General features: G+C 41.2%; 19 protein-coding genes and 1 pseudogene. 11 read left to right on the top strand and 9 right to left on the bottom strand.

Translation table 11 applies throughout. The features are described from left to right. Positions 1-156: 156 nt before the first annotated feature. Positions 157-672 (top strand): lipid-binding SYLF domain-containing protein, encoded by a 516-nt coding sequence (locus QQK06_RS14120; RefSeq protein WP_284245380.1) that lies wholly within the window; start codon positions 157-159, stop codon positions 670-672. 284 nt (positions 673-956) lie between these two features. Here QQK06_RS14120 and QQK06_RS14115 read toward each other — a convergent pair whose 3' ends face one another. The 3 genes from QQK06_RS14115 to QQK06_RS14105 form a co-directional block, all read right to left on the bottom strand. Next, positions 957-1,730, bottom strand: a complete 774-nt coding sequence (locus QQK06_RS14115) for a Crp/Fnr family transcriptional regulator (RefSeq protein ID WP_284245379.1) — start codon at positions 1,728-1,730, stop codon at positions 957-959. A 255-nt stretch (positions 1,731-1,985) separates the two neighbouring features. After that, complete coding sequence (locus QQK06_RS14110; RefSeq protein WP_284245377.1) at positions 1,986-2,204, bottom strand: hypothetical protein; 219 nt, start codon at positions 2,202-2,204, stop codon at positions 1,986-1,988. Between the two features lies 1 nt (position 2,205). Further along, positions 2,206-2,352: a lmo0937 family membrane protein gene (locus QQK06_RS14105; RefSeq protein WP_284245376.1), complete on the bottom strand. Its 147-nt coding sequence runs from the start codon at positions 2,350-2,352 to the stop codon at positions 2,206-2,208. A gap of 148 nt (positions 2,353-2,500) precedes the next feature. Here QQK06_RS14105 and QQK06_RS14100 point away from each other — a divergent pair, with 148 nt between their 5' ends. The 3 genes from QQK06_RS14100 (at position 2,501) to QQK06_RS14090 (ending at position 4,630) form a co-directional block, all read left to right on the top strand. Continuing rightward, positions 2,501-2,935, top strand: a complete 435-nt coding sequence (locus QQK06_RS14100; RefSeq protein WP_284245375.1) for a DUF4398 domain-containing protein — start codon at positions 2,501-2,503, stop codon at positions 2,933-2,935. Continuing rightward, positions 2,932-3,915 carry an OmpA family protein gene (locus tag QQK06_RS14095; RefSeq protein WP_284245374.1) on the top strand — a complete coding sequence of 328 codons (984 nt, stop codon included), beginning with the start codon at positions 2,932-2,934 and terminating at the stop codon, positions 3,913-3,915. The genes QQK06_RS14100 and QQK06_RS14095 overlap by 4 nt, the downstream gene beginning before the upstream one ends. Positions 3,916-4,363: 448 nt before the next feature. Next, positions 4,364-4,630 (top strand): hypothetical protein, encoded by a 267-nt coding sequence (locus QQK06_RS14090; protein WP_284245373.1) that lies wholly within the window; start codon positions 4,364-4,366, stop codon positions 4,628-4,630. Between the two features lie 528 nt (positions 4,631-5,158). Here QQK06_RS14090 and QQK06_RS14085 read toward each other — a convergent pair. Next, positions 5,159-6,697, bottom strand: a complete 1,539-nt coding sequence (locus tag QQK06_RS14085; protein ID WP_284245372.1) for a glutamate synthase-related protein — start codon at positions 6,695-6,697, stop codon at positions 5,159-5,161. A 96-nt stretch (positions 6,698-6,793) separates the two neighbouring features. Then, positions 6,794-7,099, bottom strand: a pseudogene (locus QQK06_RS14080) (glutathione S-transferase C-terminal domain-containing protein); the annotation flags it as partial. Between the two features lie 541 nt (positions 7,100-7,640). Here QQK06_RS14080 and QQK06_RS14075 point away from each other — a divergent pair. From QQK06_RS14075 to pulA, 3 genes are all read left to right on the top strand, one after another. After that, entirely contained in the window at positions 7,641-8,084 is a 444-nt protein-coding gene (locus QQK06_RS14075) for a nuclear transport factor 2 family protein (RefSeq protein WP_284245371.1), read from the top strand. 66 nt (positions 8,085-8,150) lie between these two features. Beyond that, a complete protein-coding gene (locus tag QQK06_RS14070) occupies positions 8,151-8,666 on the top strand; it encodes a lipocalin family protein (RefSeq protein ID WP_284245370.1) in 516 nt (171 codons plus the stop codon). Between the two features lie 292 nt (positions 8,667-8,958). Then, complete coding sequence (gene pulA, locus QQK06_RS14065; protein ID WP_284245369.1) at positions 8,959-12,627, top strand: pullulanase-type alpha-1,6-glucosidase; 3,669 nt, start codon at positions 8,959-8,961, stop codon at positions 12,625-12,627. A gap of 129 nt (positions 12,628-12,756) precedes the next feature. On the opposite strand, the gene QQK06_RS14060 is transcribed toward pulA, so the two are convergent. Both QQK06_RS14060 and QQK06_RS14055 read right to left on the bottom strand, forming a co-directional pair. After that, positions 12,757-14,016 (bottom strand): serine hydrolase domain-containing protein, encoded by a 1,260-nt coding sequence (locus QQK06_RS14060; RefSeq protein WP_284245367.1) that lies wholly within the window; start codon positions 14,014-14,016, stop codon positions 12,757-12,759. Between the two features lie 118 nt (positions 14,017-14,134). Then, positions 14,135-15,013: an alpha/beta hydrolase gene (locus tag QQK06_RS14055; RefSeq protein WP_284245366.1), complete on the bottom strand. Its 879-nt coding sequence runs from the start codon at positions 15,011-15,013 to the stop codon at positions 14,135-14,137. A gap of 233 nt (positions 15,014-15,246) precedes the next feature. Here QQK06_RS14055 and QQK06_RS14050 point away from each other — a divergent pair, with 233 nt between their 5' ends. The 4 genes from QQK06_RS14050 (at position 15,247) to QQK06_RS14035 (ending at position 20,184) form a co-directional block, all read left to right on the top strand. Beyond that, the gene (locus tag QQK06_RS14050; RefSeq protein ID WP_284245364.1) at positions 15,247-17,469 is read left to right on the top strand and encodes a winged helix-turn-helix domain-containing protein; all 2,223 of its coding nucleotides are present in this window, start codon (positions 15,247-15,249) and stop codon (positions 17,467-17,469) included. 213 nt (positions 17,470-17,682) lie between these two features. Then, entirely contained in the window at positions 17,683-18,288 is a 606-nt protein-coding gene (locus QQK06_RS14045) for a DUF4097 family beta strand repeat-containing protein (RefSeq protein ID WP_284245363.1), read from the top strand. Positions 18,289-18,445: 157 nt separating this feature from the next. Beyond that, positions 18,446-19,378 carry a glutaminase A gene (gene glsA / locus QQK06_RS14040; RefSeq protein WP_284245362.1) on the top strand — a complete coding sequence of 311 codons (933 nt, stop codon included), beginning with the start codon at positions 18,446-18,448 and terminating at the stop codon, positions 19,376-19,378. An 86-nt stretch (positions 19,379-19,464) separates the two neighbouring features. Further along, positions 19,465-20,184: a hypothetical protein gene (locus QQK06_RS14035; protein WP_284245361.1), complete on the top strand. Its 720-nt coding sequence runs from the start codon at positions 19,465-19,467 to the stop codon at positions 20,182-20,184. A gap of 58 nt (positions 20,185-20,242) precedes the next feature. On the opposite strand, the gene QQK06_RS14030 is transcribed toward QQK06_RS14035, so the two are convergent. Then, on the bottom strand, positions 20,243-23,140 hold the full coding sequence (locus QQK06_RS14030; protein WP_284245360.1) for a TonB-dependent receptor plug domain-containing protein: 2,898 nt from the start codon (positions 23,138-23,140) through the stop codon (positions 20,243-20,245). A 222-nt stretch (positions 23,141-23,362) separates the two neighbouring features. Next, on the bottom strand, positions 23,363-25,948 hold the full coding sequence (locus QQK06_RS14025; RefSeq protein ID WP_431313649.1) for a TonB-dependent receptor plug domain-containing protein: 2,586 nt from the start codon (positions 25,946-25,948) through the stop codon (positions 23,363-23,365). Positions 25,949-26,125: the final 177 nt, after the last annotated feature.

Genomic DNA, 26,125 nt, shown 5'->3' with positions numbered 1-26,125 from the left:
ACCATTGGCATAGTGTTGGGTCTTGTCATCATTGCACTTTTGTACTTAGGAGAACACCATGTATATATCCACTTTATTTACAGGCCATAACATAAAACCAGGTTACCAACATCCTAGTAAACCACAGTTAGCTATTAAGTTTTACGAGCCGCGTTCATGACAGCGATAGTATGTACCACGGTTAACACTGCATATGCGGCGACTGCCGAGGATCTCAATAAAGATTCCGCACAAGCGCTAAAATATTTATACAAAACCAGTCCGCTGGCGAGTGATTTGTCCAAACAAGCCAAGGCAGTACTGGTATTTCCCAATATTGTCAAGGCTGGCCTTGTGTTTGGCGGCAGTTACGGTGAAGGCGTGCTAATCAAGGAAGACGAATATACTGATTACTACAACTCAGTTACCGGATCTTGGGGATTACAGGCAGGCGCCCAATCTTATGGTTATGCGGTGTTTATGATGACGGATAAAGCAGTTAAATATCTTGAAGACTCCCATGGCTGGGAAATAGGTGTTGGACCAACCGTAGTCGTGGTCACTGAAGGCGTCGCTAAAAATTTGTCGTCATCAACCTTACAAGATGATGCATATGCGTTTATTTTCGATCAACAAGGATTGATGTCGAGTGTTAGTATCGAAGGCTCTAAGGTGTCAAAAATAACTCGTTAGCGCCAACTTTTACTAGAGCGTGTTGATCTTTGCTGTTCATTTTTGCAGCTGACTGTTTAGCATTTAGACAAGGCAGCGCCTTCGTAGTGTAGTTATTCTCCTCAAGTAAGGCGATAACACAGTATAAATGTTAAACAGGCGTTGCCCAAAGGGTTCAATTGAGCGTACTTTGCTCATTGTTGCTCGATTTTTACATAGAACAACTATGCTACGAACCGAGCGTCGCGATCAAAGCACGCTCAAATTGAACAAAATTTGTACCTCAAAGATCAACACGCTCTAGACTAGTTGCAAGTGAGCGCTTGGCGAGTGTGTATTTCTGGCAATAAACGCTCACTCTCTTTTTTTACTACCGCGTAACACTCACAACTCAATTGCTCGAGTTTCGCGCGATCATGCACAATAATATGGCCACGATGGTAAGAAATAATGCCGAGTTTTTGCAGTTTCCCCGCAGCATCGGTAACACTTTCCCGGCGCACACCCAACATATTGGCAATTAATTCTTGAGTCATGATCAAATGATTAGTCGGTAAACGATCCAAAGACAATAATATCCAACGACACAGTTGCTGATCAACAGAGTGATGACGATTGCACACCGCAGTTTGCGCCATTTGGGTGATCAACACTTGTGTATAAAGCAAAAGTAAGGTCATCATGTCGCTATGCAACGCAAATTCATCCTTAAATTTTTGTGCTGATATACGATAGGCATGTCCTGCGCTTTGGACAACCGCTCTACTGGGGGTACTTTCACCGCCCATAAACAACGTTGTCCCTAAAATACCTTCGTTACCGATAACAGATATTTCTGCCGAAGCGCCGTCTAACGTAACATAAAGTAAGGAAATAATGCAGTCAGTGGGAAAATACGCGTAATGTAAAGTATCGCCAGATTCATAAAGCACTTTACCTAGGGGTAAATGAACCAGTTGAAGATGCGGTATCAGGCGTTTTTGCACCTCACTAGATAAAGTGGCAATTAGATGGTTTTGCTTTGGTTCAGGTGCAGGGATAATGATAGGAATAGGGATACTCTTATTGGCCTTGATCATATCCACATCCCTTTTTATACGTAATAAATACCTGCAGCGGTACATAAACAGTGTAGTTGTAAGTATCGTAAATAGCGAAAGTATCTCTGTAAGACACAAGTTGACACACGACACTAGCAAACATGATACGCTACTCTGCCAGATAAAGATTCCATTATTCGTAGGGGCTGCTAAGCTCTGGTCTCAAAAGCCCTCGCCCAGTGTTAGATAAATCAATGTTAAATAAATTAATAAAATTCGGATTTAGCAATTCTGCTAAAGCTTTTTAGGTAATAGCAACAGTACACCGCCAGCAATAATAAATGTCACACCGGCCCATATCGGAATATTGATATCTTGCGTTTCTGAAAGTGACATGTGTAACGAACCTATGTCAGCCTGATGGACATCGCTGGTGTAACTAAACCCGCCATAGGCCAGTCCGATAATACCCATAATAATTAACATGGTAGCGATTATTTTTTGCAGACTCATGTTACAACCTCCTACCTTGTATCATCCTAACAACAACAATAATTAACGCTAAGACTAAAAGGATATGAATCAATCCGCCCAGGCTATAAGCAGAAAACAGCCCCAGCGCCCATAAAATAATTAATACAATAGCTATTGTTTCTAGCATGAGGTCTTCCTGTTAATGACATTAACGGTAGATTAGCGGCATTTTTTATCTTGGTCTGTACGTTACAGAACCGACCTAGCGAAAGCATTTAAGTTACATTGGTGCATTAAAAACGGATGGATACCCTGTATCCTCAGAGGAAATCACCATGAAAATGAAAAAACAAGCCGTAAACGGCGATATGTCATCCCGAGGTAATAGTAAGGTTATCAGCATTTTTATTAAGACAGCCCCCCTACTATTGGTACTCACCTTTTCAGCGTGCGCATTAAATAAACAAGATCCAAGTCAAGCGATGCAAGCCGCACAATTTGCCATTGATAATGCGGATCAAAATCGACTGTCGGGCTATGCGCTGCCGGAGTTAAGCCAAGCGCGTGACAAGTTAACTGCCGCCCGCGCTGCCGAACACAAAAAAAACATGAAGCTTGCTAAGTACCTTGCCGATGAATCTAAGATAAGCGCCGAACTCGCTTCGGCAAAAACCGCTTACATAAAAGCCGACCAAATCAACAAAGACATGATAAAAAGCATTGACGTCTTGAAACAGGAAATGCAGCGCAATAAAGGAGAGCTAAAATGAAAAATTTACCGTTAAAACCTCAAAAACTAGTCGTGCTAACCACCGCGATAATGTTAACAATGTCTTGTTCAGTGGCACCAACACAACCGGACGGTGCCGATATAGTGCGTCAAAAATTATCTGCGCTACAAGCAAATTCCGCATTAGCCAGTCGGGCACAAGTAGCCATTAAAGAAGCAGAAAGTGCAACCCGTATTGCTGAAGTGCCAGAAAAAAACCAACAACTCGCTGAGCACCGGGTCTTTATCGCTGATCATAAAGTCGAAATTGCCTTAGCGCTTGCGCAACGTCGTCTACTTGAAGATCAACGTGCTGGGTTAAACGAGCAAAGTGAAACCGCTCGCCTTGATTCTCGCTCACGTGAAGCTTACTTAGCTCGCACAAAGATGTTAAACGCAGAAAAACGCGGTACAGAATTAACTACGCAGCTTAATGCTCAAACACAGGAAGCTAAGCTTAGTCGAAAAAATATGTTGAGCGCTGAAAAACGCAGTACAGAATTAAAAAAGCAACTTAATGCTCAAACACAAGAAGCTAAGCTTAGTCGAGAAAATATGTTGGACGCTGAAAAACGAAATAGCGCATTAGAGCAACAACTTGTTGAACTTAATGCCAAAAAAACTGATCGCGGCATGGTGCTGACCTTAGGGGATTTGCTATTTGAATTTGGCAAGTCAGACCTAGTTAATAACATGTCTGGAGATCTCAATCAGATATCATTATTTCTTAACAAATACCAAGATCGTCAATTACTGATTGAAGGCTATACCGATAATGTCGGCAATGATGAGTATAATGTCATACTGTCAAAGCAGCGTGCTGAATCAGTAAAGTCTTATTTACTAGGTAAAGGTATTGCAGATGGTCGTATGACTACGCTGGGAAAGGGGAAAAATTCCCCCATTGCTACTAATGACTCGGTCATGGGACGTCAAATTAATCGACGAGTAGAAATTATTATTTCCGACAAGGCAATATAACGGCTATGTGGAGGCTTGAGCCAGAAACAATCAGTGCATTAATTGCCTTAGATTGGCGCTGGTATAAGCTTTTCGCAAAGAAACTGACACCATCAATATCGGGCGTTAATTTCGCCTATTGCGTTAAGCTCCTGTGATTGGTTAAAAAAATCGATACCAGTTAACTTGACTCAAAAACAAGTTGATCATTATTCAGGTATCGAAGTACATAAGCCCGTTTCAAGACAACAAGAGATTAAATACATTCGCTACTGGCTGTCCCATCTATTGGGCAAGGGGTATATCCGGATGGGTTAATACCAGCAGTGGTTGTTGAAGCAGGGAATTAGAGAAAGTTTAGCCATTCAAATACCCTAGCTCGGGCGAAGACCACCTGGGCACGCTGATGAAATCGATTGTCAACCCTACATTCATATCTTACGTGAGATTAACAGAGGAATTTAGGAACATGAATTTTATTTTGTCTATTTGGTTTATTTTGTTTATTTCTATAGGGATATTTTTATGGACAATTAGAGAAACGGCTTTGCATTATTCCATTACGTTACCATCTAAAAAGGCCGCAATTGTTGCAACAGTTAGCTTTTTGGTATTATTGGGTTTTGTTGGAGCAGGACTCTATCTTGTTTTAGGTTTGATAGCCTATCCTTTGTTCTATAAGTTAATTAAGTGGTACTTGGGTAAGGATTATAAATACTACCGGAATAATAAATAAAACTATCGAAACTGAACACTAATATAACCAGTAAGCTAAACTTGGTTTAACACTTAAGTATGGGCATCGCTGGGCTGGTCAAGCTAGGCCACACACTTTTTCCTTACACTTTTAAACTCAATTGGCGACATATCATGTAACGTCGTATGTAACCGAACCGAATTATCATATGGATGTATTTTTCAACATCGACTTTCATGCTTTTTCTGGTTAAATGGTAAACATTTAGCAGCCATTCATTTTTCACACGAGCAAAAAGGCTTTCAACAACCACATTATCTAAACAAGCCCCAGCCACTATTTGGTTAGCCCATAGCAACCCATGATAACGCTAACAGGTATACTGAGAGCCTCGGTCACTATAAAAAGATAAACATCTATACAATGAAGGCAACTTATCATGTCGCAGCTCTTAGAATTTGAAGTCAATATAAAATGGTTAGATTAGCTGTCATGCCGTTCACTTAAGGTGAGCGATATGACAGCATTAGCTGAGCTTTTCTGTATCTAGTCAATATTTTCTTGTCTTTAAAGTTTACTGACTCCCGCGTAGCTAACTCCAGATAATAGCGCCATATCATTATGCCATGTTGCTAAATCTTTTGAATTAAAGTCAGATAATGAATGATGACCACATGCTCTTGCCATCACTGACATTAATTCTGTCGATGCTACAAAGTAGTTCTTTAATTGGTTCGCTGATTTTTCTACATTTAAACGCTGGCGCAGATCTTTTTTCTGGGTTGCTATGCCCGCAGGGCAATTATTGGTATTGCACATGCGTGCGGCGACACAGCCGATAGCTTGCATGGCGCTATTTGCTACAGCCACACCATCAGCTCCCAACGCTAGTGCTTTAACAAAATCAATCGGCAGCCGTAAACCGCCAGTAATAATTAATGTAACCTCACTTGCTCCTTGCTCGTCTAAATATTTACGCGCACGAGCTAGCGCCGGAATTGTAGGGACACTGATGTGATCTCTAAATATTTCAGGCGCAGCGCCAGTACCGCCACCACGGCCGTCTAAAATGATGTAATCAGCACTGGCATCTAAAGCAAATTGAATATCTTGTTCAATATGATTTGCACTTAGTTTAAATCCGATAGGAATGCCCCCTGTGATTTCTCTTACCCTATCGGCAAATTTTTTAAAATCTGCTGTGGTACTTAGATCTTTAAACGTAGGTGGAGAAATTGCCGGGGTGCCCTCCTCTATACCGCGTACCTCTGAAATCCTACCAACATTTTTATTGCCAGGTAAATGACCGCCAGTGCCGGTTTTAGCCCCTTGGCCACCTTTAAAATGAAACGCTTGTACGCTTTTAAGCTTTTGTTCATCATAGCCAAAACCTGCACTTGCTAATTCATAAAAGTATTTAGAATTCGCTTGCTGCTCTTCGGGTAGCATACCGCCTTCGCCGGAACATATACCAGTGCCCGCGCGCTCAGCTCCTGTTGCTAAAGCAATTTTGGCTTCTTCAGATAAAGCGCCAAAACTCATATCAGAAACAAATAAAGGTATATCAAGTTTCAGCGGCTTTTTCGCCCGAGGACCAATGACTAATTCAGTATTTACTTTGACCTCTTCCATCAATGGTTTAGTGGCCATTTGAGCAACCATTAACTGTAAATCATCCCACTGAGGTAATTGATAGCGAGGCACTCCCATGGAGACCATAGGGCCGTGATGCCCCATTTTTGATAAACCTTCACGTGCTAATTGGTGAATAAATTCTACGGTTGGCTCTTCCTTAGTCGCGGTAGCTACAGGCGTTGCTGTGGCTTGAATTTGCACATCAGGGCCTTCTTGCCCGATTTGGCTTGAATCAAATTGTTTATGGCTGCCATCACAAAATGGCGCATTCGCCGTATGTTTGCATTGACATAAATACGCATCCCCTGACTCTTCAGCGCTAAAGGGTTTAGGCTTAAAGCCCGTACCGGCATGAGAGCCATCACAAAATGGCTGATTTTTAGAACGTCCGCAGGCACAAAAATAATACTCTTGCCCTTGTTCCAGGCTGACCTTTTTCGGTGCCACCGCTGCAATAATAGGTTTATTCATCGTCGTTTCCTTCATTGAAAATCTGGTTATTTATCTTTAATAGTGCTTTTACAATCACACCATGGCTTGATGCACAGTTTTCCCTCCGGTTCACTGTTACGCTGGCAATGTAAATTTCTCGCGTTTATGTGCCTCAGTAAAATCAATTACAGGTCCAACAGGAATAACCCGAGTCGGATTGATGGTTTTATGACTGGCATAGTAATGTTCTTTAATATAGTCAATATCTACGGTGTCTGCGATGCCAGGTTGTTGATATAAATCTCGTAGGTATTCCCAAAGATTGGGATAATCAACAATACGCTTTTTATTACACTTAAAGTGGCCGACATAAACCGGATCAAAGCGCACCAGCGTAGTAAATAACCGCCAATCAGCTTCGGTAATAACATCACCTAGCAAAATGCTTTATTAAGAGAAAGCTTGGCATTTAAAGAATTGAATTAAACTAAGCCAGATAAAACAAAAATGGTAGCTAGCCCTAAAGAAAAGGCAACAGAGAAAAATACTCTCGAATAAGTTATATGCATAATTGTATTCATCAAAAATATTGAGTGGATTGTTTTCCAGTTATCACTTTTAATTAGTATTAATTTATTAGACTAGAGGGGCATGATGAAAAAGAGTAAACGTACAACATACATTTCATTCGGCTTAGTAGTAGGTTCAATCATCGGAATGTTTCTGGATATGTATCAGATAGGTGTGTATGGAGTTGTTGGGCTAGGTATTGTCTTTACGCCAATAATTGGCCTTTGCATAGGTGCTATTATTTGTAACTTTAACAATAAAAAATATCGCTTGAGTAAATAGCCTATACAATAATTTAAAGCGGGACGGCTAACAGCTTGCTCGGTTTCGCTTAGCTTCACATTTTAGCAAGCATTACGTTGCCGTTTAATGCGGCGTTAATTTACATATAATCGAGTATCACTGAAATATCATGAAAATATATATTTTTATAGCTTTAAGTTTTCTAGTATTCAATACGCATTCTAATGAAAATGAGATGCTATTTGACGAAATATCACAAATGGATAAAGTATTATTCGACGCTTTTAATTCATGCGACTTAACAGTTATGGGTAATGTTTTTTCAAAAGAATTAGAGTTTTATCATGACAAAGGTGGCGTCTCGAATTACGAACAAACGATGTCAGCTTCAAAGTCCAATTGTGATAAGAAGTTGGGGTTAAAAAGGAAGCTTATAAAGGAGTCTTTAAAAGTATTCCCAATTAATAATTTTGGAGCTATTCAAGAGGCAAGCCATCAATTTTGCCATATGGAAAAGGGTAAAAATGATTGTGGGATATTTAAGTTTATTCACATATGGAAGAAAGATAACCTTAATTGGAAGCTTATTCGCGTTGTGAGTTATGGCCATTAATGTAAAATCTGTCATACAAGCCAATCAAGCGGGAAGATTTACAGTTGGCTTTTTACGGAGGAAACCATGAGAAAAGCACTTCAGTTCATAGTCTTGCTATCTCTAAGTGGCTGTTTGGGTATGCCTCAAACAATAGAACCAGTTAGAGATTTTAAGCTAAATGATTACTTAGGTCAGTGGTATGAAATAGCCCGCCTAGATCATTCATTTGAACGAGGCTTGAGTCAGGTCACTGCCGAATATACCTTGCGTGAAGATGGCGGTATTTCTGTGTTAAATCGAGGCTACGCTACTGAAACCAAAGAATGGAAAGAAGCTGAAGGCAAAGCATACTTCGTTGAAAGCCCAAACGTCGGCTATTTGAAAGTGTCATTTTTTGGTCCATTCTATGGGTCCTATGTGATATTTGAACTAGAAAAAGAAAACTACGAGTATGCTTTTGTATCAGGTCCGAATAATGGCTACCTTTGGCTGTTATCACGCTCACCAAAGGTAAACGCAAGTATTATTGTAAAGTTTGAACAACTGGCAGAGCAAAACGGCTTTGATGTTGAACAATTAATCTACGTGGACCAAAAATAAATTTAACAAGCGAATCAACAAATAGGCTAATGAAGGTCTACCTATAGACACAAGTGATACTATTCATTAAACCAATCAATCATGGCTTTCATTTTCTCAGCTAGGTTATTTACGCTGCGCTCATCCCTTCTTTCTTATTCAACATGCGTATATTTCAATGAATACGTATGTAGTCAATTGTCGCAGTAATTTTTGCTTGCTAGTTTAATTGAGCAAAAAACAAACGCAATAAATCCCTATGCTTCTCGCAGTTTGTAGAGCATCAATTACAAAAAAAATAAAAGGCTTCACAATGAATCTGTTTAGGAAACGAACGTTTTCACCTTGGAATAAACGCAATAATAACCAGACAGCAGTTACTTTTACGACCTTACTGGTGGCAGGCATTTCTTTTACGAGTTTTGCCGATCATACGTCTCCCCCCAGCAATGTCACGTTAGTGGGCGATCTGCAAACAGAGCTAAGTTGCAGTAACGACTGGCAACCTGAATGCTCCGCCAGCCAGCTCATTCAAGATGGCGATAACTGGCAAGCAACATTTGTTATACCCGCCGGAGAGTGGCAATACAAAATTGCCGTTAACAACAGCTGGGATGAAAGTTATGGCAACAATGGTGATAACATCAGCTTATACTTGCCCGAAGCCCGTGAAGTAACTTTTAGTTATAACCACAGTAGTCACCAAGTCAGTGATGATGCCCCGGTGGTTATTAAACAACCAGCGTTAGTAGCATTGGTCGGTGATTTACAAAGCGAGTTAGGCTGTAGCGGTGACTGGCAACCCGAATGTACGGCTACTCAGCTTACTTTGGATGAAAGCGATCTTATCTGGCAAGGCACCTTTAATATTCCTGCAGGTAGTTGGCAATACAAAACCGCATTAAATGGCAGTTGGGATGAAAACTACGGTGCCAATGCCACCCGTAATGGCAGCAATATTAATTTGCCACTGGCAGAGTCAACAAGCGTAAAGTTTTATTACGACCATGCCAGCCACTGGCTAGCAAATAATAAAACCAACGTCATTGCCACGCTTGCCGGTAACTTTCAGGCACAGTTGGGCTGCCCTGGTGACTGGCAACCCGAATGTTTACGTTCTTGGCTGCAAGATGCTGATGGCGATGGCCTCTATAGTTTTACCACCACAGCACTTACTGCTGGAAATTATCAGGTCAAAGTTGCTCATAATGAAAGCTGGCAAGAAAACTACGGTGCCAATGGCGCACAAAATGGTGCCAATATCGACTTTACCGTTAGCATTGATAACGCGCCGGTCACTTTTACCTATCAGCCAGATAGCCATCAGCTGACCATTGGCAGTTCAGGCTTTGATGCTAACCTCAAACAGGCAAAAGCCTATTGGCTAAGCGAAGACACGCTAGCTTACGATGTACCACAAAATACTACCGTAACGCTTCATTATAGCGAAAGCGCCGCACTTACCGTTACTCCGGACGGTTTAGTCGGTGGCGAGCACATTACTTTGCAAGCAAATGGTGTAATTGAAGGTGATATTGCCGAAAAATTCCGTCATTTAGCCGGCCTGCCCGCATTTAAAATCAGCGCACAAGATCTCAGTAAAGTGCCAGCGATCTTAAAGTCTCAATATGCCCTAGTTGCCCAGGACAGTGAAGGCCAGCCACTAAGTGCAACCGGCATTCAACCACCAGGCGTGTTAGACGATCTTTATACCTTTGATGGTAAGCTCGGTGTGAACTTTGATAGCGAAAACTTTGATAGCGAAAACCATGTCAGCCTATCGGTATGGGCACCCAGTGCTCGTTCATTAAAATTGCATTTATTCGATGACAGTGATGCCACTACATCCGCACAAGTATTGCCGATGCTGGAAGATAGCGCGACAGGTGTATGGCACATTGCAGGCGATAGCAGCTGGCAAGGTAAGTATTACTTATTCGAGGTTGAAGTTTATAGCAGAGCCACCGGCAATATTGAACACAACCTGGTCACCGATCCTTATTCCGTTAGCTTGTCAATCAACAGTAAGCGCAGCCAAATCGTTAACTTAAACGATGAGCAACTTAAACCACTTGGCTGGGATAAGTTAGCGAAACCAAGATTAAATGCCCCTGAAGATCAAGCGATTTACGAACTACATGTTCGCGACTTTAGTATTCATGATCAAACCGTGCCTGAAGAGATGCGGGGCACCTTTAAGGCGTTTGCTTATCAGCAAAGTAATGGCAGTGAGCACTTACGTAAACTAGCTCATGCCGGCTTAACCAGTATTCACTTATTACCGGCATTTGATTGCGCCACCATTGAAGAAGATAAAACCGCGCAGCTAGTAACGGATGATTTATCGGTATTTTCGGGGGATTCCACCGAGCAACAAGCCGCTGTTGACGCCATCAGAGGACAAGATGGATTTAACTGGTGCTACGACCCTTATCACTACACTGTGCCTGAAGGCAGCTATGCCACCGATGCCAATGGTAGTACGCGCATTCGCGAGTTTAGAGACATGGTTGCTTCACTAAACAAAGCCAATTTACGCGTCATCATGGACGTGGTTTATAACCACACCAGCGGTAGCCTACAAGGAGAAAAATCGGTACTCGATAAAATCGTGCCTGATTATTATCACCGCTTAAATAGCATCGGCGATATTGAAATGAGTAGCTGTTGTGCCAACACTGCTACCGAGCACAATATGATGGAAAAACTGATGTTAGACTCGCTTAAAACCTGGGCAACCGACTATAAAGTTGACGGCTTCCGTTTCGACTTAATGGGGCATCATACCAAGGAAAACCTGTTAAAAGCACAGGCCATGCTGCATTCATTAACCCTTGAACACGATGGCGTAGACGGCAGCAGCATTTATCTTTATGGCGAAGGCTGGAATTTTGGCGAAGTAGTAAACAACACCCGGTTTGAGCAGGCCAGTCAAAGAAATATGGGTGACCACACCGGTATTGGCTCTTTTAATGATCATATTCGTGACGCCGTTCGCGGCGGTGGCCCGTTCGATTCAGGCAATGCGCATGTCGCCAACCAAGGCTTTATTAATGGTCTGTATTACGATGCCAATAGTCAAAGCCAGGCAACATTAGCTGATTTATTACACACCACCGACAAAGTCAGAATGAGCTTAGCCGGCACACTGTCAAATTATCAGTTTACCGATCATCTGGGTAATCAAATAGCCAGCTCAGCTATTGGTGGCTACACCAGTGATCCGCAAGAAGCCATTAACTATATTGCTGCGCACGATAACGAAACCTTATTTGACGCAAGCCAATACAAACTGCCGTTAAGCACCAGTAAAGCCGACCGGGTACGGGTGCAAAACCTGGGTAATGCCATTGTCGCATTGGCACAAGGTATTCCGTTTTATCATGCCGGCCAGGATATGTTGCGCTCGAAATCATCTGACAGAAACAGTTATGATGCTGGTGACTGGTTTAACATTCTAGATTTCAGTTACACGGAAAACGGCTGGGCAAGAGGTTTACCCTTACAAGGTGACAACGAAGCTAACTGGCAGGTTAGTCAACCGCGCCTGGCTAACCCTGATTTAGCTGTCGGCAGTAGCGAAATCACCTCGGCAGTAGCACATATGCAGGAGATGATGACCATCCGCCGCAGCAGTTCGTTATTCAGGTTGCAAACCGCAGATGAAGTGAATAATCAACTGCGCTTTCATAATACCGGGCCAAATCAAACACCCGGTCTGATTGTGATGAGTTTAAGTAAAGATGATGATATTAAGCATGTCGTGCTCTTTAACGCCAGCACCCAAGCACAAACCTTTACCCTTGAAGCGCTGACGAACAAAGAGAAATTTATGCTGCACCCGGTGCAAAAAAGCGCAAAAGACAAAATCGTCAGACAGGCTAAATTTAATGCTAAACAAGCAAGCTTTACTGTACCAGCAAGAACCACAGCGGTATTTGTGAAACCCAATACAGTGAATAATGGCCGCGACGGTCGTTAAGCTGAATTTGGCATAACCCTACCGACAAAAAGGCTTAACTATTAACGTTAAGCCTTTTTTATTGGTTGCTACGAGGTAACAGATCATTTAATTAAAAATAACCGTTTATTTTTCAGACAAGTCCAGCACTTAGATTGAGTCAATTTTTATTTTAGGGCTATTAACCAATACATTGCTGTCATGATTTTTTCCTTTTTCAGCAAAGGCTGGTATAACGGTATTTGAAATCTGAGCCATGATTTGATCTTCCCTATCATGGGCGGTGATCACTATAGTGAGGTCAAGATCCGCTATCACTATGACGCGCTGTCCACCTCCTCCCCAGGCAAATGTGGCGTCATAGCTTTTGTCATCGACAGTCATAACAGTTTGATACCAAAAATAGCCGTAACGATAGTTGTCAGGCATCCAGTCTTGAGTCGGTTTAACAAGGCCGCTGGTCGCCTTGGCAAGATAATCTGCTGAAATAAGTTGTTCTCCCTGCCACTTACCTTTGTTAGCGACCAAAAAGCCTAATTTGAGCATATCCCGCGATGTCATGCTCACGCGCCAGCCAGCTTCTGGTAATCCGCTAACATGCTCATCCCAGCTATAATTGGTGATAGCCAATTTATCGAGAATTTCATGTTTGATGAACTCCTTGGCACTGCCTGGTACGACGGCGTCAATCACTGTCATCACTAACATTGGGTTGTAGTTACCATATTGATAGATCTGAGATTTTGGAGTAATAGGTGCACTTTGTTCAAGCAGGGTCTGAACGAACCCTTGACCTTTAAGTTTACTAGCAGGTTTTTCAAGAGCTTTACTCTGCTCCTCGCTAAGGCTAAGCCCACCATGCATAGTCAATGCCTTATGCAGTGTGATTGTGTCTGCCCCTTGCACAAGTTTTTCCCGGTCCAGATCTTTAAGAAAATGGATCAGCGGCTTGTCTAAATCGGCCATGGTTAAATAACCTAATTGAATCGCCCGGCCTAGAGCCAGACTGGTGTAAGCTTTAACAGCTGACGCTTGGCCATGAGCCAGATTGACACGACCACGCAAATAATAAGACTCAAAGATTAACTTGCCCTGTCGCGCGACGAGCAGGCTGTCTAATTTACCATATTGCTTGCCGGCTATCTCTTGTGCAAGCTTGACCATCATCGCCTTATTGCCGCCATTTGCGACCATAGAGCTAACGACTAAACCATCTTCTCTTTCTGCTGGCATAGTATCAATAAAGGCGTTTTCGAGATAAGGCAGCTCCCAGAATGAGATCGCCGCCTCTTCGGCAGTAACCTCTGGTGCGAGATCATTATTTTCTTTAGCACTTATTGTAGTAAAACTACTCATAGCGCTTAACAAAGCAATAACGAGTAACTTGTTAAAATTTAAATAGATGACCATAAAAATTCCTATTTTTACTTAATAGTTTGTATTTGAGTTACTTTAGAAAAGCGCTGTACCTCGCTATCCACAGATAATGTAGAAAACAACAGCACCATAAAAATATCCGTTGGTTTCATTACTCTCCCTCTTTTGACTGCAAGCTTTTTAACCATTTCACACTCTGAATTGCCATCAGTGGCGACGAATCACTATGTCCAGAGGCCCCAACAACGATGTGTTTCAGTGAAGATATTCCTTGATAGTGATTATTTTTCAACGTTGAAATAAATGCCTCGAGAGGTAAACTGAGCTCTTTCTCTAATTCGCCATAAGAAATGAAAACGTTAATTTCTAACTCTGCACTTTTTAAAGCGGCACTTTCTTGAGCAATAAGCTCAGGACCATTGCGCCATATGCTTGGACTTCCGAGCAGGTAATTTTTAAAGCTATCAGGTTGCGTCATTAGTATGTACGCACCAAATAGGCCACCAGCAGAAAAGCCGAAATAGCTGCGATTAGTCGGCTCGGTTCGATAATGTTTTTCTACGTAGTTAAAAACATCATTGCGAATAAAAGCCAAATGGCTCTTCGCCTGGCCAAACTTTATGTTAGGGTGTTTGGGATTAATGGTTTGCTTAAATGAATAATCACCATAGCGGCTAAAATGTTCCCCGTACTGTTGCGTTAAATCTTCTGCTATGTCTTTCTGCCACGATATGCCAACGAGAATCACGTCTTCCATGATGAAAAATGAGGCGGAAGACAATAATTCGATATGCCACACCGCATCGGTGAAATAAATAACCGGGTACTTTTTCTCCTTGTTTTCTGCGTAATGTTCAGGCAATTTGATAAGAAGCTCATATTGCTTATTAGATTGGCTATCTTTGATAGGCACTACCTGTGTTCTGGGCATTGAGTATAATTTAGCTTCATTAGCCTGCACACCTATACAAGACAGCAAGGTAAAAAATACGGCGATTAAGCGCTGGTTTATTTTTATTAATTTATGCACGGTCTTTCCTCTGATTACACAATTTGTGCCCGTTAAATTGGGCTTGGCATTGAATATATTTGAAGCCGTTCACAAATACCTGACGTTCGTCTGACTTTTATATGACGTCTTAATGAAATCAATAAGATCTTTATTTATCAAATGGTTAAAAATATAGATCTCAAAAGGATCAGGCGGTATGCTAGTGTGAGTGGTTTTATTTAAACATCATTTTCATCTTGGAAAGCGTATAAATGGCAACACAATATTGGGTAGGTGATTTTTTTATCGATTTGACTCGCAATCAAATCACCCAAAAAATGCAATCGCAAACCATTCCGCCAAAAGCATTAGCGGTGTTAACTTGCCTTGCTAAGAACGCCAATAAAGTGGTTAGCCATGATACGTTATTATCCGAGGTCTGGCCCGATACAGTAGTCACCCCAAATACCCTGCAACGAAGTATCGCTCAATTAAGAAAGGCACTGGGAGAAGGCAGCCAATCCTATATTAAAACGCATGCCAAACAAGGATATAGCCTAGAGTGTGAAGTACGGTGGCAAGAAAATAACGGTGTTGAATCGCTTGTTAAACAAGAGCAGGAACAATTATCGACAGTTCATACTGAAGTTGCATTAAATACAGATTCAGCAACAGTTGATAATGCGCAACAACATAGCAATACACCACTACAGAATGTCCATCCTGCCCCGAAAAAACCTGCCAGATCAGCATTAGCTTTGATAGCTATGCTGTTAATCCTGGTTATGCTGGCACTTGTTAGCACTCACTATTTCTCACCTACTAAAACCGTTGACTTGTCCATTGGCGAGTTACGTTTATTAACCGCCACTGACAATAAAGAAACTGGCGGTATCTATACGCCTGACGGTGAATATATTGTTTTCCTGCGTTATTCAGAAAAGACTTGTATTCACAGTAATATTTGGGCAAAAAATATTAATACCCAAAAAGAAACCCAACTGACTACAAATATGGGGGTATATCGCGGCCTTAGTTTTTCAAAAGACGGCAAAAAGCTGGTAGTCATCAAAACTGAAAACTGTGAGGCGCCTGTCACTCAGAAATATTGCTATAAACTCATGTTCTTAGATTTTGACCAGGCACTGCAAACACCACAATCACCAAATATTTTAATGGAGTGTAAACATTCAAGCATAAAAAAATCCACCTGGTTAAATAATAATAACATTGCGTATTTGCACAGTACTGGCAATCGATGGCGGTTAGCTAGTTATTCGATAGCCGACAATAAAAGTACCACCATATATGCTATTGAAGACGGTAACATCATAGATTATGACTACTCAGTCAGCGAGAATGTTATTGCTTTAACCAGCACCCATAGTGATAACCAGAATTATATTGAACGACTAACACCTGATGGGCAGATTTTATCTAGCCATCAAATTGAATACCCGCCAGAAATCACTAATTCGCGCTTTATTTACCCAAACTTTACGCCAATAAATGAACAACTAATTTTTAGCACCGGCAGGCAGCTGTTCACCTTATCTTATCAGGGTAAAATCACCAATATTAGCCTGCCTCTGGATGAGCCTATAGGATCGCCTATATTTCACCCTGGTGGTCAACGCATGCTGGTGATAAAAGGTCATTGGGATAGCGATATTGCAGCCACCTCCCTTGCCCAGTTAATTCAACCACAAACAGTAGAAGCTCAAGTGGTGCAAACTCAAACTAAAGGAAATACTCATTACTCAATTATAGAGCGCTCCCGACTTGAAGAAGGTAATGCTATTTACCAACCTCATGGTAAATTTATTGCCTTTATGTCAGCACGCTCAGGTGAAAGTCAAGTTTGGCTAACCGATGGCAACGGCTCCCATCAGCTTTCGCATTTCCCAGTAGATACTTTTATTATGGGGATGAATTGGGCCGCTGATGGCCAAAGTCTTTTAGTAAATGCCAATAACCAGTTAGTTCAAGTACTGTTAAATTCACAACAGAGACCCGTGCCATTCGAGTACCGCGTTGAGCAACTATTTCAATGGGATAGCAAAGACAATAGCGCCTTATTAATTGCGCGTATAGGCGGAATATTAAGGCTGGTTGAGCTTAATTTAAATAACTCAAGCTTTAAGGTGATCACTGACAAGCGAGTTAACTGGGCATTAAAAAGTGAAGATGGTCAATTAGTTTATACCGATCATATGGACCGATTTTGGCAGCAAGGGCCAGCTGAAGACCGGCTTATTGAAGCGTTAAACAGTCAAGGAAGCGATAAGCGATTCGTGATGAAAGACAATGTAATTTGGGGCGTTAATGAGCAATGGCAATTATGGTCATACTCCCTTAATGAGAATGTTTTTACCCTGTTCGGTAATATGCCAAAAAACCTTGATTATCTTAATGACATTAATAATACAGACATACTGACGACGTTGCGCATTACCGCCAAGAAAGAAGTAGCAGAACTCACTTTAAGCAATTAGCCACTACACCGAGTTAAATACGCTAAACAGAAACTTGCAACCTGCAACTAAGCCGTCATGGCAGTTCCTCCCTTAAAATTGGCACTATTTATTATCAATGAGCAAAAGATAAATTGTGATAACAGTTAATGCCGATATAACGAAGGATCTATTTTAATTAAGTTGTGTTACTCTTACCTGCGATATCAAATATTGACCTGAGTAATAAAGAGAATGGTAAAAAGAAAAACTAATTTAATTTTAGTGTCGGTACTTGCATTAGGAATATCCGGGTGCTCTATTGGTAATCACGCTGTGCAGCATGGTGAAAATGTTCAGACCTTTGCTGGCAACATTGATGTCACAGATTATGGCAGTGCAGGAATTTTAGATGCCACCAATGGCAATATCACTGTTAGTCATCACGCACAAGTCAATTCTGCCACAACAACCAATGGCAATATTAGTATTGGTGACCATAGCAAAGTATTATCAGTGCAAACCACTAATGGAAATATTTTGCTCGGTAAAAACACTACTGTTATCCGCGAGATTAAAAATAGCAATGGCAATATTGATATAGGCCAACAGGCCAAATTACACTCTTCAATTAGTACAGTTACTGGCAACATAACCATAGCATCAGGCGTGGTAATTCAAGGCGATATTATTTTTCAACCACTTGGGTTTTTAATGGCCAAGTTTGAAAACCAAACACCGACGCTAAAACTAGCTAAAAACGTGCAGCTTAAAGGTAAAATCCACCTGTTTCGCCCCGTTAACCTAGAACTTAACTCTGCTGTCGCACCAGAAAATATTATTCGCCACTATTTAAAATAAATGCTGCCTGGTCGCAGCGTTCGGCGCGTAATATAGCTTTTCTATGTCAGTCACCGAGTACAAAACACAGCAAGCTGAATTTATCATTAAAAATGGTTTATTTACTTAACCTAGTCGATGATAATTCCAATCCAAAATATTTTTAGACTCCACCACAATGAAACAAGATTTAACGGATTTACGAGAAAAATTGCAGGCATTACTGAGTGAGCAGCACATGCAATATCAACAAGGTAAGGTCGCTGATTATATTCCAGCACTTGCTGAAGTTAATCCAGCGTTGATGGGGGTGGCAATAGCGACAATAGATGGACAAATTATTGGAGCAGGTCAAGATAAAACCCCTTTCTCTATTCAAAGTATTTCTAAAATTTTTGGTTTAGTAATGGCAATGAATCGTATTGGTGATTCGTTGTGGCAACGGATCAATATGGAGCCCTCCGGCCAACCGTTTAACTCGATTATTCAGTTAGAGTGGGAAAAAGGCATCCCCCGTAACCCTATGATTAATGCCGGCGCTTTATTGATAGCTGATGTGTTAGCCAGTCATTTTTCATCCAGCAAGTTGGCATTTTTAAGCTTTATGCGCCAATTAGCAGGTAGCGAGGCCGTACAAATCGATCGTAACGTGTATCAGTCAGAGCTTGCTCATGGTAATCGCAATGCTGCTTTGGCCTATTTAATGAAAAGTTTTGGGAATATTGACGCTGAGATCCCATCAGTATTAAGTCATTATTTTACTCAATGCTCAGTTACTATGAGTTGTCAACAATTGGCACGCAGCTTACTTTTTCTCGCCAATAAAGGCAAAGATCCATACACTAACAGTAATATTTGTAGTGCAAAAGACGCACACCGGATCAACGCAATATTATCGACCAGTGGCATGTACGATCAGTCGGGTGAGTTTGCTTTTTCAGTCGGCTTACCGGCTAAAAGTGGCGTTGGCGGCGGCGTTATTGCCGTTGTTCCAAGTTTCGGGGTGATCTGTGCCTGGAGTCCACCATTAAACCCATATGGTAACTCAGTGGTAGGTATTAATTTAATTACTGATATTGCCGAAACTCTTGGCTTATCAATTTATCATTAATTGCAACGCTTGCGCTAATAATACTTTTACTTAAACGGCTTAATAATTGCTTATAAAATGCATGTCAAATTTTTGCTAACGATTTTATGATCAACAACATTAATCCGTACTCGAGCTTTTTTAATACTAATACTGCAACCACTAACAGTAGTTCTGAATTAGAACAGATCATTGGCAGCCATAAACAAAGCAAGCCTGATAACAATAGCCAGCTTGAAGCTTCAAACAGTAATTTATATTTAAGCAGCAAAGCACAAAAAATTAGTGCGCTTAGTAATGAATTTTTCTCTGGTGGTAACTTAGCATTTAATGACCTGGACAGCTTAAAGCAACGCATTTACCAATTAGGGTTAATCTCTAAACAAGAGTATGCCCAGTTAACAGATACAGAATTATCCGACGATGAGCTAGCTGCTAGCAATAACCTATCCTCTCAAGGAGTAGCAAACTATATCGGTGATTTTTTACAGCGTTTAGATGAAACGGATGCAGGTAAGATTAACGATACAGACAATACAACACAGGAAAGTGAGACCTTAACCGCATTGAAAGAAGCATTAAATGCCGCAAAAAATATCATCTCGAATCTCGATCAGGCTAAAACTGACGCTGACTTTAAGGCAACGTTAGCAAACTCAATGAGCTTTATTAAAGACACCATTAATGCAACCTCGTTTGAAAAAATGCCACTAGACGATAAAGTTGGTTTAACTAAGGTTTATCAAACGTTAGAACTGGTGGATAAAATTTCGCCACAACGTCTCACTAACGATAAATTAAACCGTTATATTGAACTGTCAGTTTAACCTTTCATATCGTCATATTTCGCTAACAGCGCAAAACATTTAAAGTAAATATTCCCTACTAGAAATTCCACGCCATACGAAGATAATAATGCCCACCATTGAAACCAGCAGGTGAATTTAAAGGGTATATTGCCCCTAAAAACCCAGCAGTACGACCTTCACTGTATTCTTCAGGAAAAACATTAAAAAGATTTTTAGCCCCCAAAGCGACCGCTAAGCTGTCGGTGATATCATAGGAAACCTCGACATCTGTGATCACCATAGGAGCGAATTTTTCAATCAAAGAGACATCATTAAATTGTGCATTATAAAAACTACCGTAATAATTAATGCCAATGGTGGTACTTAAGTCTCCTTGCACGTGAGAGTAGGATAACACGCCACGCGTTTTCGGCACGCCATGCTCGCGCTCCTTACGTTCATTAGCATCGGCGATTGGGCTTTTATCGTTAGTTACTTCCAACTCAGTGTTGGTATAGTTCAATGCCAGCGATAAGGTATCTTTCCCTCCTAGCACGTCAAACGACGAACTTGCGACTAAGTCAACACCTTGAGTGATAGAATTAAAATCATTGGCATAATATTGGATATTGGTTACTTTTGAACTGACCCCTGAGGCAGCTAATAACGGCGCATCACTTGCTACTATTTCACTGGTGAACAGTGATAACCTATCGTCTACCTCAATATAAAAATAGTCTAAGGTGACATTCACAGGCCCTAACTCTGATAATACTCCGAAACTAAAACTTGTGGCTGTTTCAGGCTTAAGTTCTCCTCCAGAACGCGCTGTCGCAATAGGGCTCAATGCACTAACCAGTTGAGAGCTATGCTGAACGACAACATCATTAACAATAGAGTTCGAAGTAGAGATACGTTGCAGGGTTGACTGCCCCACCGTAGGAGCACGAAAACCACTGCTAAGCGTTGAACGAAAAGCAATTTCATCAGTAACTTGTAAACGCGTTGAGATTTTACCATCGAAGGTATTGCCTATCTTACCTATTTCTTCATACCTCATAGCCAGTGAGAGTAAAAGCGCATCAGTTACGTCACCTTCTATATCTAGATATACCGCGTTTGATATACGCCTATTGACCTCAGCAGTATCAGGAGAAAACCCCGGAAATCCATTGGCCCCTATCGCTTCACCGTGATTTGAAAAAACTCCTGCCTGATAAGAAGCTTGCTCACCTGCGACGACTTCAAACTGTTCAAAATGATTTTGGTAGCCAAAAGCCACATTAAGCTCTGACTCAAAACCGACATCGACCGGATAAGTGAAATCGGCATTGAATATACGTTCAGTTTGAATTTGAGCGCCTAATTTAAAATCTACCGGTGAATTTTCACCTAATGATGCATTAACACTATTATGTAATTCATAATCGACTTGGTTTTCTCCGACCACCATACTGATATCATAAGTTAATTCTCCATCACTTAGCGCCAATGCCCCTCGCACACCAGCAGCTAAACTAGCATCGGTAACGTGACCGCCAAACCTTGGGGTAAAGCCACCAGGGAAACGTTCATTAAAAGCAAAGCAGTTATCGTTGGCCACAATGGCGGCTAAGGCTTCAGCATCGCCAATACTGCCTGGAATAGTAGGTGTTGGACAACCTCCGGTCTTATCTTGTGTCATGTCAAAGAACAGACGAGTACCATCATTAGGGTTAGTAAATATACTTGCCCGGGTATTAGGGTTGCGATAAAAAAAGCTGCCATCGACATCACGTTGTGCCCAATTAGTAAAAAGATAAAGCTGCTGATAATGACTACTCTCACTAATATCTAGTTCGAAATTGCCAAACATCTTAATATTGTTTTTTATTTCGGGAGCGCCCCAAATAACAACAGGGTCTTGGATATCATTTTTGCTAATTCCACTGTCAATTAAGCTCTGAACAGCTGGGTCTTGTATACCTCGAGACGTTGCATCACTTTGTGATAATTCAAATGAAAAGTTAGCTGTGCCACTGTCACCAATATTGCTTGCCAGTATTCCAGATAGTTCAACATTAGCACCATCTCCAACATAGTATTGACCAGTACGCAATTCAATACGTTGGGCCTCTGCACTATTTTCCAGACGAAAATTAATAACTCCGGCAATCGCGTCAGAGCCATATTGCGCAGCAGCACCATCCCTTAACACTTCTACACTTTTCAGTGCAATACTTGGAATAGGCTCTAAATCTACCCCATGACCACCAATATTTAATCCGGAGACATATTCATAAATAACACCGCTACGATGACGCCGTTTACCGTTAACGAGAATTAAAGTGCTATCGGTTGGTAAGCCTCTAAGATTTGCTGGTTTTACTATCGTGCCCGCATCACTAATAGCTTCTTGCCTGACATTGTATGAGGGGATCACATTTGAAAGTGTCGAGATAATATCGTGGTTACCACGTGCCGTTAAACTTTTCCTGTTAATAATATCCAACGGCGCCAAGGCATCACTCGGCGATCGGTTGAGGCGGCGAGAACCGATAATTTGGATCCGCTCTGCTTTAACTTCTTTATTGGTGTTTTCTTGACTGACATTTTCGGTAACGGCAGTGGCTGTTTTTTTGGCTGGTAAACTAGCCGCTTTATTGGTTTGATTGTCTTTGTTCAAGTAGGACGAGACAGCAATGACACCTTTTTCAGTCGCGGTAGCGTTTAGCGCAGTATTTAACAATAACCTTTCTAAGGCATCTACAATGGAATATTCGCCATCGAGCGGATTCGTGATAACAACAACAGATTCATCAAATGGGTAAATAAGCGAATACCCGGTTATATCAGCTAATTTTTCCAATGCAGCTGAAGCATTCATTGCAGGAATGTTAAATTGATAACGCTCAGCGGCGTGACTACAGAAAGAGTTGCCTAACAATAATAAGCCAAAGATGATAAAAATTTGTGTGTATTTCCCTTTATTGTTTTTTGTTAGGTAATTAAACACTTAATACATATCTCGATGTTCGTTAATGGGCATTGAACGGTGATCCTCTTTAAAGATCATATTATGACCATTGTTTGCACCAAATTTCTAGCGATTCCTCCTTCATTGTAAAAAAACCTCAGCAATTGCTGAGGTTTTTTATCTATACCGGTTAAATAAGCTTCAAATCAAACTCATTCTAATCGAATACTTGGATGATTGGATGATTGGATTATCAATCTATCAGAAACGATAAGTGGCTTTTAGGTAATAGAAACCACCATTAAATCCAAACGGTGACGTTTCATAATATTTCCCCCCCCAGCTGTTGTTAGGTGAGCCTGTTTGTTCTTCAAAATCTAACTTGCTTGGATAGACGTCAAAGATATTTTGTGCGCCAAGGCTAACACTTAACTCATCTGTCGCGTAATAGGTCACTTCAACATCAACCGTTACTTCTGCATCGGCATTGATTTCTGTTCCCGGCTCTTCTGGGGTACCTATCCAGTCAACATGCACACCTTGAAATTCACCGAAATAGTTAACTCGGGCGAACATATTGATATCTTCCCAACTTTGTGCCCAAGTAAAAGTGCCTCTATGATTAGGTAAATCATTTTCTAAACGAGAAACTTTCCCTTCACCAGTGATTGCCGTATAGCTATCTACTGTAGTTTCATTCCAATTATAGGCCAGGCTAAATACCGCATCACCATCTAATAACCCAGTAGTATAGTTAGCTATAAAATCAATACCTTCCGTTGTAGTATCGAAATCATTAGTAAAGAAGCTTACCTGTTGAATTGAATCGACATTAGGTACACCATCGGCTTTTAATTTTGTTTTATCTTCATCTGATAAATTGTATTTAGTCGATTGAGAAATACGATCTGTCACTTCAATATGGTAGTAATCAAGTGTGAAGTGAAACCCTTCTAATTGCCAAACAGCGCCAAATGCTATGCTATCAGACTCTTCCGGGGTTAATTCTGTTGCACCTAACTGCTTAGCAACAGGGTTCGTTGCTGGTAATAACGCAGAATCAACCAATAAACCACCTTCTAACGACGTTTGCACATTTGAATAATTTGCTTGACCAACCGTTGGCGCTCTAAATCCTGAGCTCATTGACGCTCGTAGTGAAAAATCATCGGTTACACTGTATTGCGCAGACACTTTATAGTTAGTCGTATCGCCAAAGGTACTATAATCTTCATAGCGCAATGCATAACCCATTAAAAATTTTTCGGTATACTGAGCTTCAACATCAACATAAAATGCATAGTTTTGGCGAGAGAATGAGCCAGCTGCCGAAGGTTTAAAACCAGGGAAACCATTTGAACCTATACCAAACCCTTGATCTGTTAATGGCCCGGCTGTATAAGAAGCAACATCTCCAGCAATAACATCAAAGCTTTCCTGATGATATTCATACCCCCCAGCGATCACTAGTGGAGCTTCAATTCCAACCTCTAACTCTTTCACTAAATCGACGTTAAAAAACTTTTCTAATTGGATATGTTCACCAGGGTGGAAATCCCTTGGAGACTCAGGTCCCAAAGAAGCGTTTAGTGTATCAAAGATAACGTAGCTTGATGCGTTGCGTCCGACAGAACCACTGATGTCGTAACTTAAGCTATCATTGATTTCGCCACGAGTTCCCATTGTTATTGAGGTATCAATAATATTACCGCCAAAGTTAGGCGTAAAACCACCTGGCAACATTTCGTTAAAAGCAAAACAGTTTTGCCCGACAGCAGTATTAGGATCTGCGATTAAACCATAATCCGCTTGGCCTAAAACATTGTCGGTTGTAATGTTAACCGCAGGACATTCAATACCATTATTTAAGCCATCGAGGTCAGCGACAAGTAAGCTATTACCGCCATCATTGGAATAAACACCGCCACGGATGTGTGGGTTACGGAAGTAAAAACCACCGCGGACATCACGTTCAGAATAGTTACCAAACATATAGGCTTCTCGATCATTGCCTAAATCTAAGCCAAAGTTAGCAAAAATAGTGATATCATCGTTAATTTCAGGCGATCCCCAAATCTGTGCCAAATCGGACACACTGGTATTGCCTGCATTAATCAAACCTTGCGCGTCAGGGCGTTGAACACTACGACTGGTGGCATCAGCATTTTTATACTGGAAACTTAAGTTAGCGAAGCCATCTTTGGTCAGCTCCAAACCAATATTACCATTGATTTCAGTAGTATCGCCGTCACCTTCATAATATGACCCATGACGCACAGTAAACGACCCGCCGTCAGCATCATTTTTCAAGACAAAGTTCATTACACCGGCAATGGCATCAGAACCATATTGTGCAGCAGCACCATCACGTAATACTTCTACTTGTTTCAGCGCTGCACTAGGAATAACTGATATATCAGGTCCTTGAGCACCATCATTAATACCACCACCAAGTAATGCGATAACAGAAGCACGATGACGACGTTTGCCATTAACGAGTATCAAAGTGCTATCAGAAGATAGGCCTCGAAGGTTAGCAGGCCTCACTAAACTAGCTGCATCTGAAATAGGATTCGTTTGTACGTTAAATGACGGTACCGTACCTTTCACTAATTCTAACATATCGGTATTACCGGATTTTTCGAGTTCTTCAGCACCGATTAAATCGATAGGTACAGGAGAGTCATCCACTGAACGCGGGGCACCACGCGAGCCGACAACGGCAATGCGTTCAACCTCTTGTTCTGCTTTTTTGCTGCTATCAGCTTCAGCAGCATGTGTAGATAAAGTACCTAACGCCATGCTGATCGCCAGCGCTAGAGTTCCAGAGCGGAATTTAGTAGACATGTTATTTCCTTCCCAATGTTAATAAATTTTATAATTATTTAATGTGGCCGCTTTACTGCTATCTATTAGCAACCTAAGTTAAAGAGTGGGTAAGTAGGAAAAACCGTAAAATATTTTCTTTATTTATTTACTGCTAGCGAAGAAATACCGTTTTTATCAAGGCTGGCACAGCAAAAA

It is taken from the genome of Thalassotalea insulae, assembly GCF_030161395.1.
Taxonomy (GTDB): domain Bacteria; phylum Pseudomonadota; class Gammaproteobacteria; order Enterobacterales; family Alteromonadaceae; genus Thalassotalea_E; species Thalassotalea_E insulae.
Note: the sequence above shows the minus strand (reverse complement) of the source record. Positions and strands in the feature narration are given on the sequence as shown.

What these genes read in the sequence shown, in the direction of transcription:
- QQK06_RS14035 (WP_284245361.1), top strand. Translation starts at nt 19,465, where the DNA reads ATGATCAACAACATTAATCCGTACTCGAGCTTTTTTAATACTAATACT.
- QQK06_RS14060 (WP_284245367.1), bottom strand. Translation starts at nt 14,016, where the DNA reads ATGGTCATCTATTTAAATTTTAACAAGTTACTCGTTATTGCTTTGTTA.
- QQK06_RS14070 (WP_284245370.1), top strand. Translation starts at nt 8,151, where the DNA reads ATGAGAAAAGCACTTCAGTTCATAGTCTTGCTATCTCTAAGTGGCTGT.
- QQK06_RS14075 (WP_284245371.1), top strand. Translation starts at nt 7,641, where the DNA reads ATGAAAATATATATTTTTATAGCTTTAAGTTTTCTAGTATTCAATACG.
- QQK06_RS14115 (WP_284245379.1), bottom strand. Translation starts at nt 1,730, where the DNA reads ATGATCAAGGCCAATAAGAGTATCCCTATTCCTATCATTATCCCTGCA.
- QQK06_RS14095 (WP_284245374.1), top strand. Translation starts at nt 2,932, where the DNA reads ATGAAAAATTTACCGTTAAAACCTCAAAAACTAGTCGTGCTAACCACC.
- QQK06_RS14105 (WP_284245376.1), bottom strand. Translation starts at nt 2,352, where the DNA reads ATGCTAGAAACAATAGCTATTGTATTAATTATTTTATGGGCGCTGGGG.
- QQK06_RS14050 (WP_284245364.1), top strand. Translation starts at nt 15,247, where the DNA reads ATGGCAACACAATATTGGGTAGGTGATTTTTTTATCGATTTGACTCGC.
- QQK06_RS14045 (WP_284245363.1), top strand. Translation starts at nt 17,683, where the DNA reads ATGGTAAAAAGAAAAACTAATTTAATTTTAGTGTCGGTACTTGCATTA.
- QQK06_RS14090 (WP_284245373.1), top strand. Translation starts at nt 4,364, where the DNA reads ATGAATTTTATTTTGTCTATTTGGTTTATTTTGTTTATTTCTATAGGG.
- QQK06_RS14100 (WP_284245375.1), top strand. Translation starts at nt 2,501, where the DNA reads ATGAAAATGAAAAAACAAGCCGTAAACGGCGATATGTCATCCCGAGGT.
- QQK06_RS14085 (WP_284245372.1), bottom strand. Translation starts at nt 6,697, where the DNA reads ATGAATAAACCTATTATTGCAGCGGTGGCACCGAAAAAGGTCAGCCTG.
- QQK06_RS14120 (WP_284245380.1), top strand. Translation starts at nt 157, where the DNA reads ATGACAGCGATAGTATGTACCACGGTTAACACTGCATATGCGGCGACT.
- QQK06_RS14025 (WP_431313649.1), bottom strand. Translation starts at nt 25,948, where the DNA reads ATGTCTACTAAATTCCGCTCTGGAACTCTAGCGCTGGCGATCAGCATG.
- pulA (WP_284245369.1), top strand. Translation starts at nt 8,959, where the DNA reads ATGAATCTGTTTAGGAAACGAACGTTTTCACCTTGGAATAAACGCAAT.
- QQK06_RS14110 (WP_284245377.1), bottom strand. Translation starts at nt 2,204, where the DNA reads ATGAGTCTGCAAAAAATAATCGCTACCATGTTAATTATTATGGGTATT.
- glsA (WP_284245362.1), top strand. Translation starts at nt 18,446, where the DNA reads ATGAAACAAGATTTAACGGATTTACGAGAAAAATTGCAGGCATTACTG.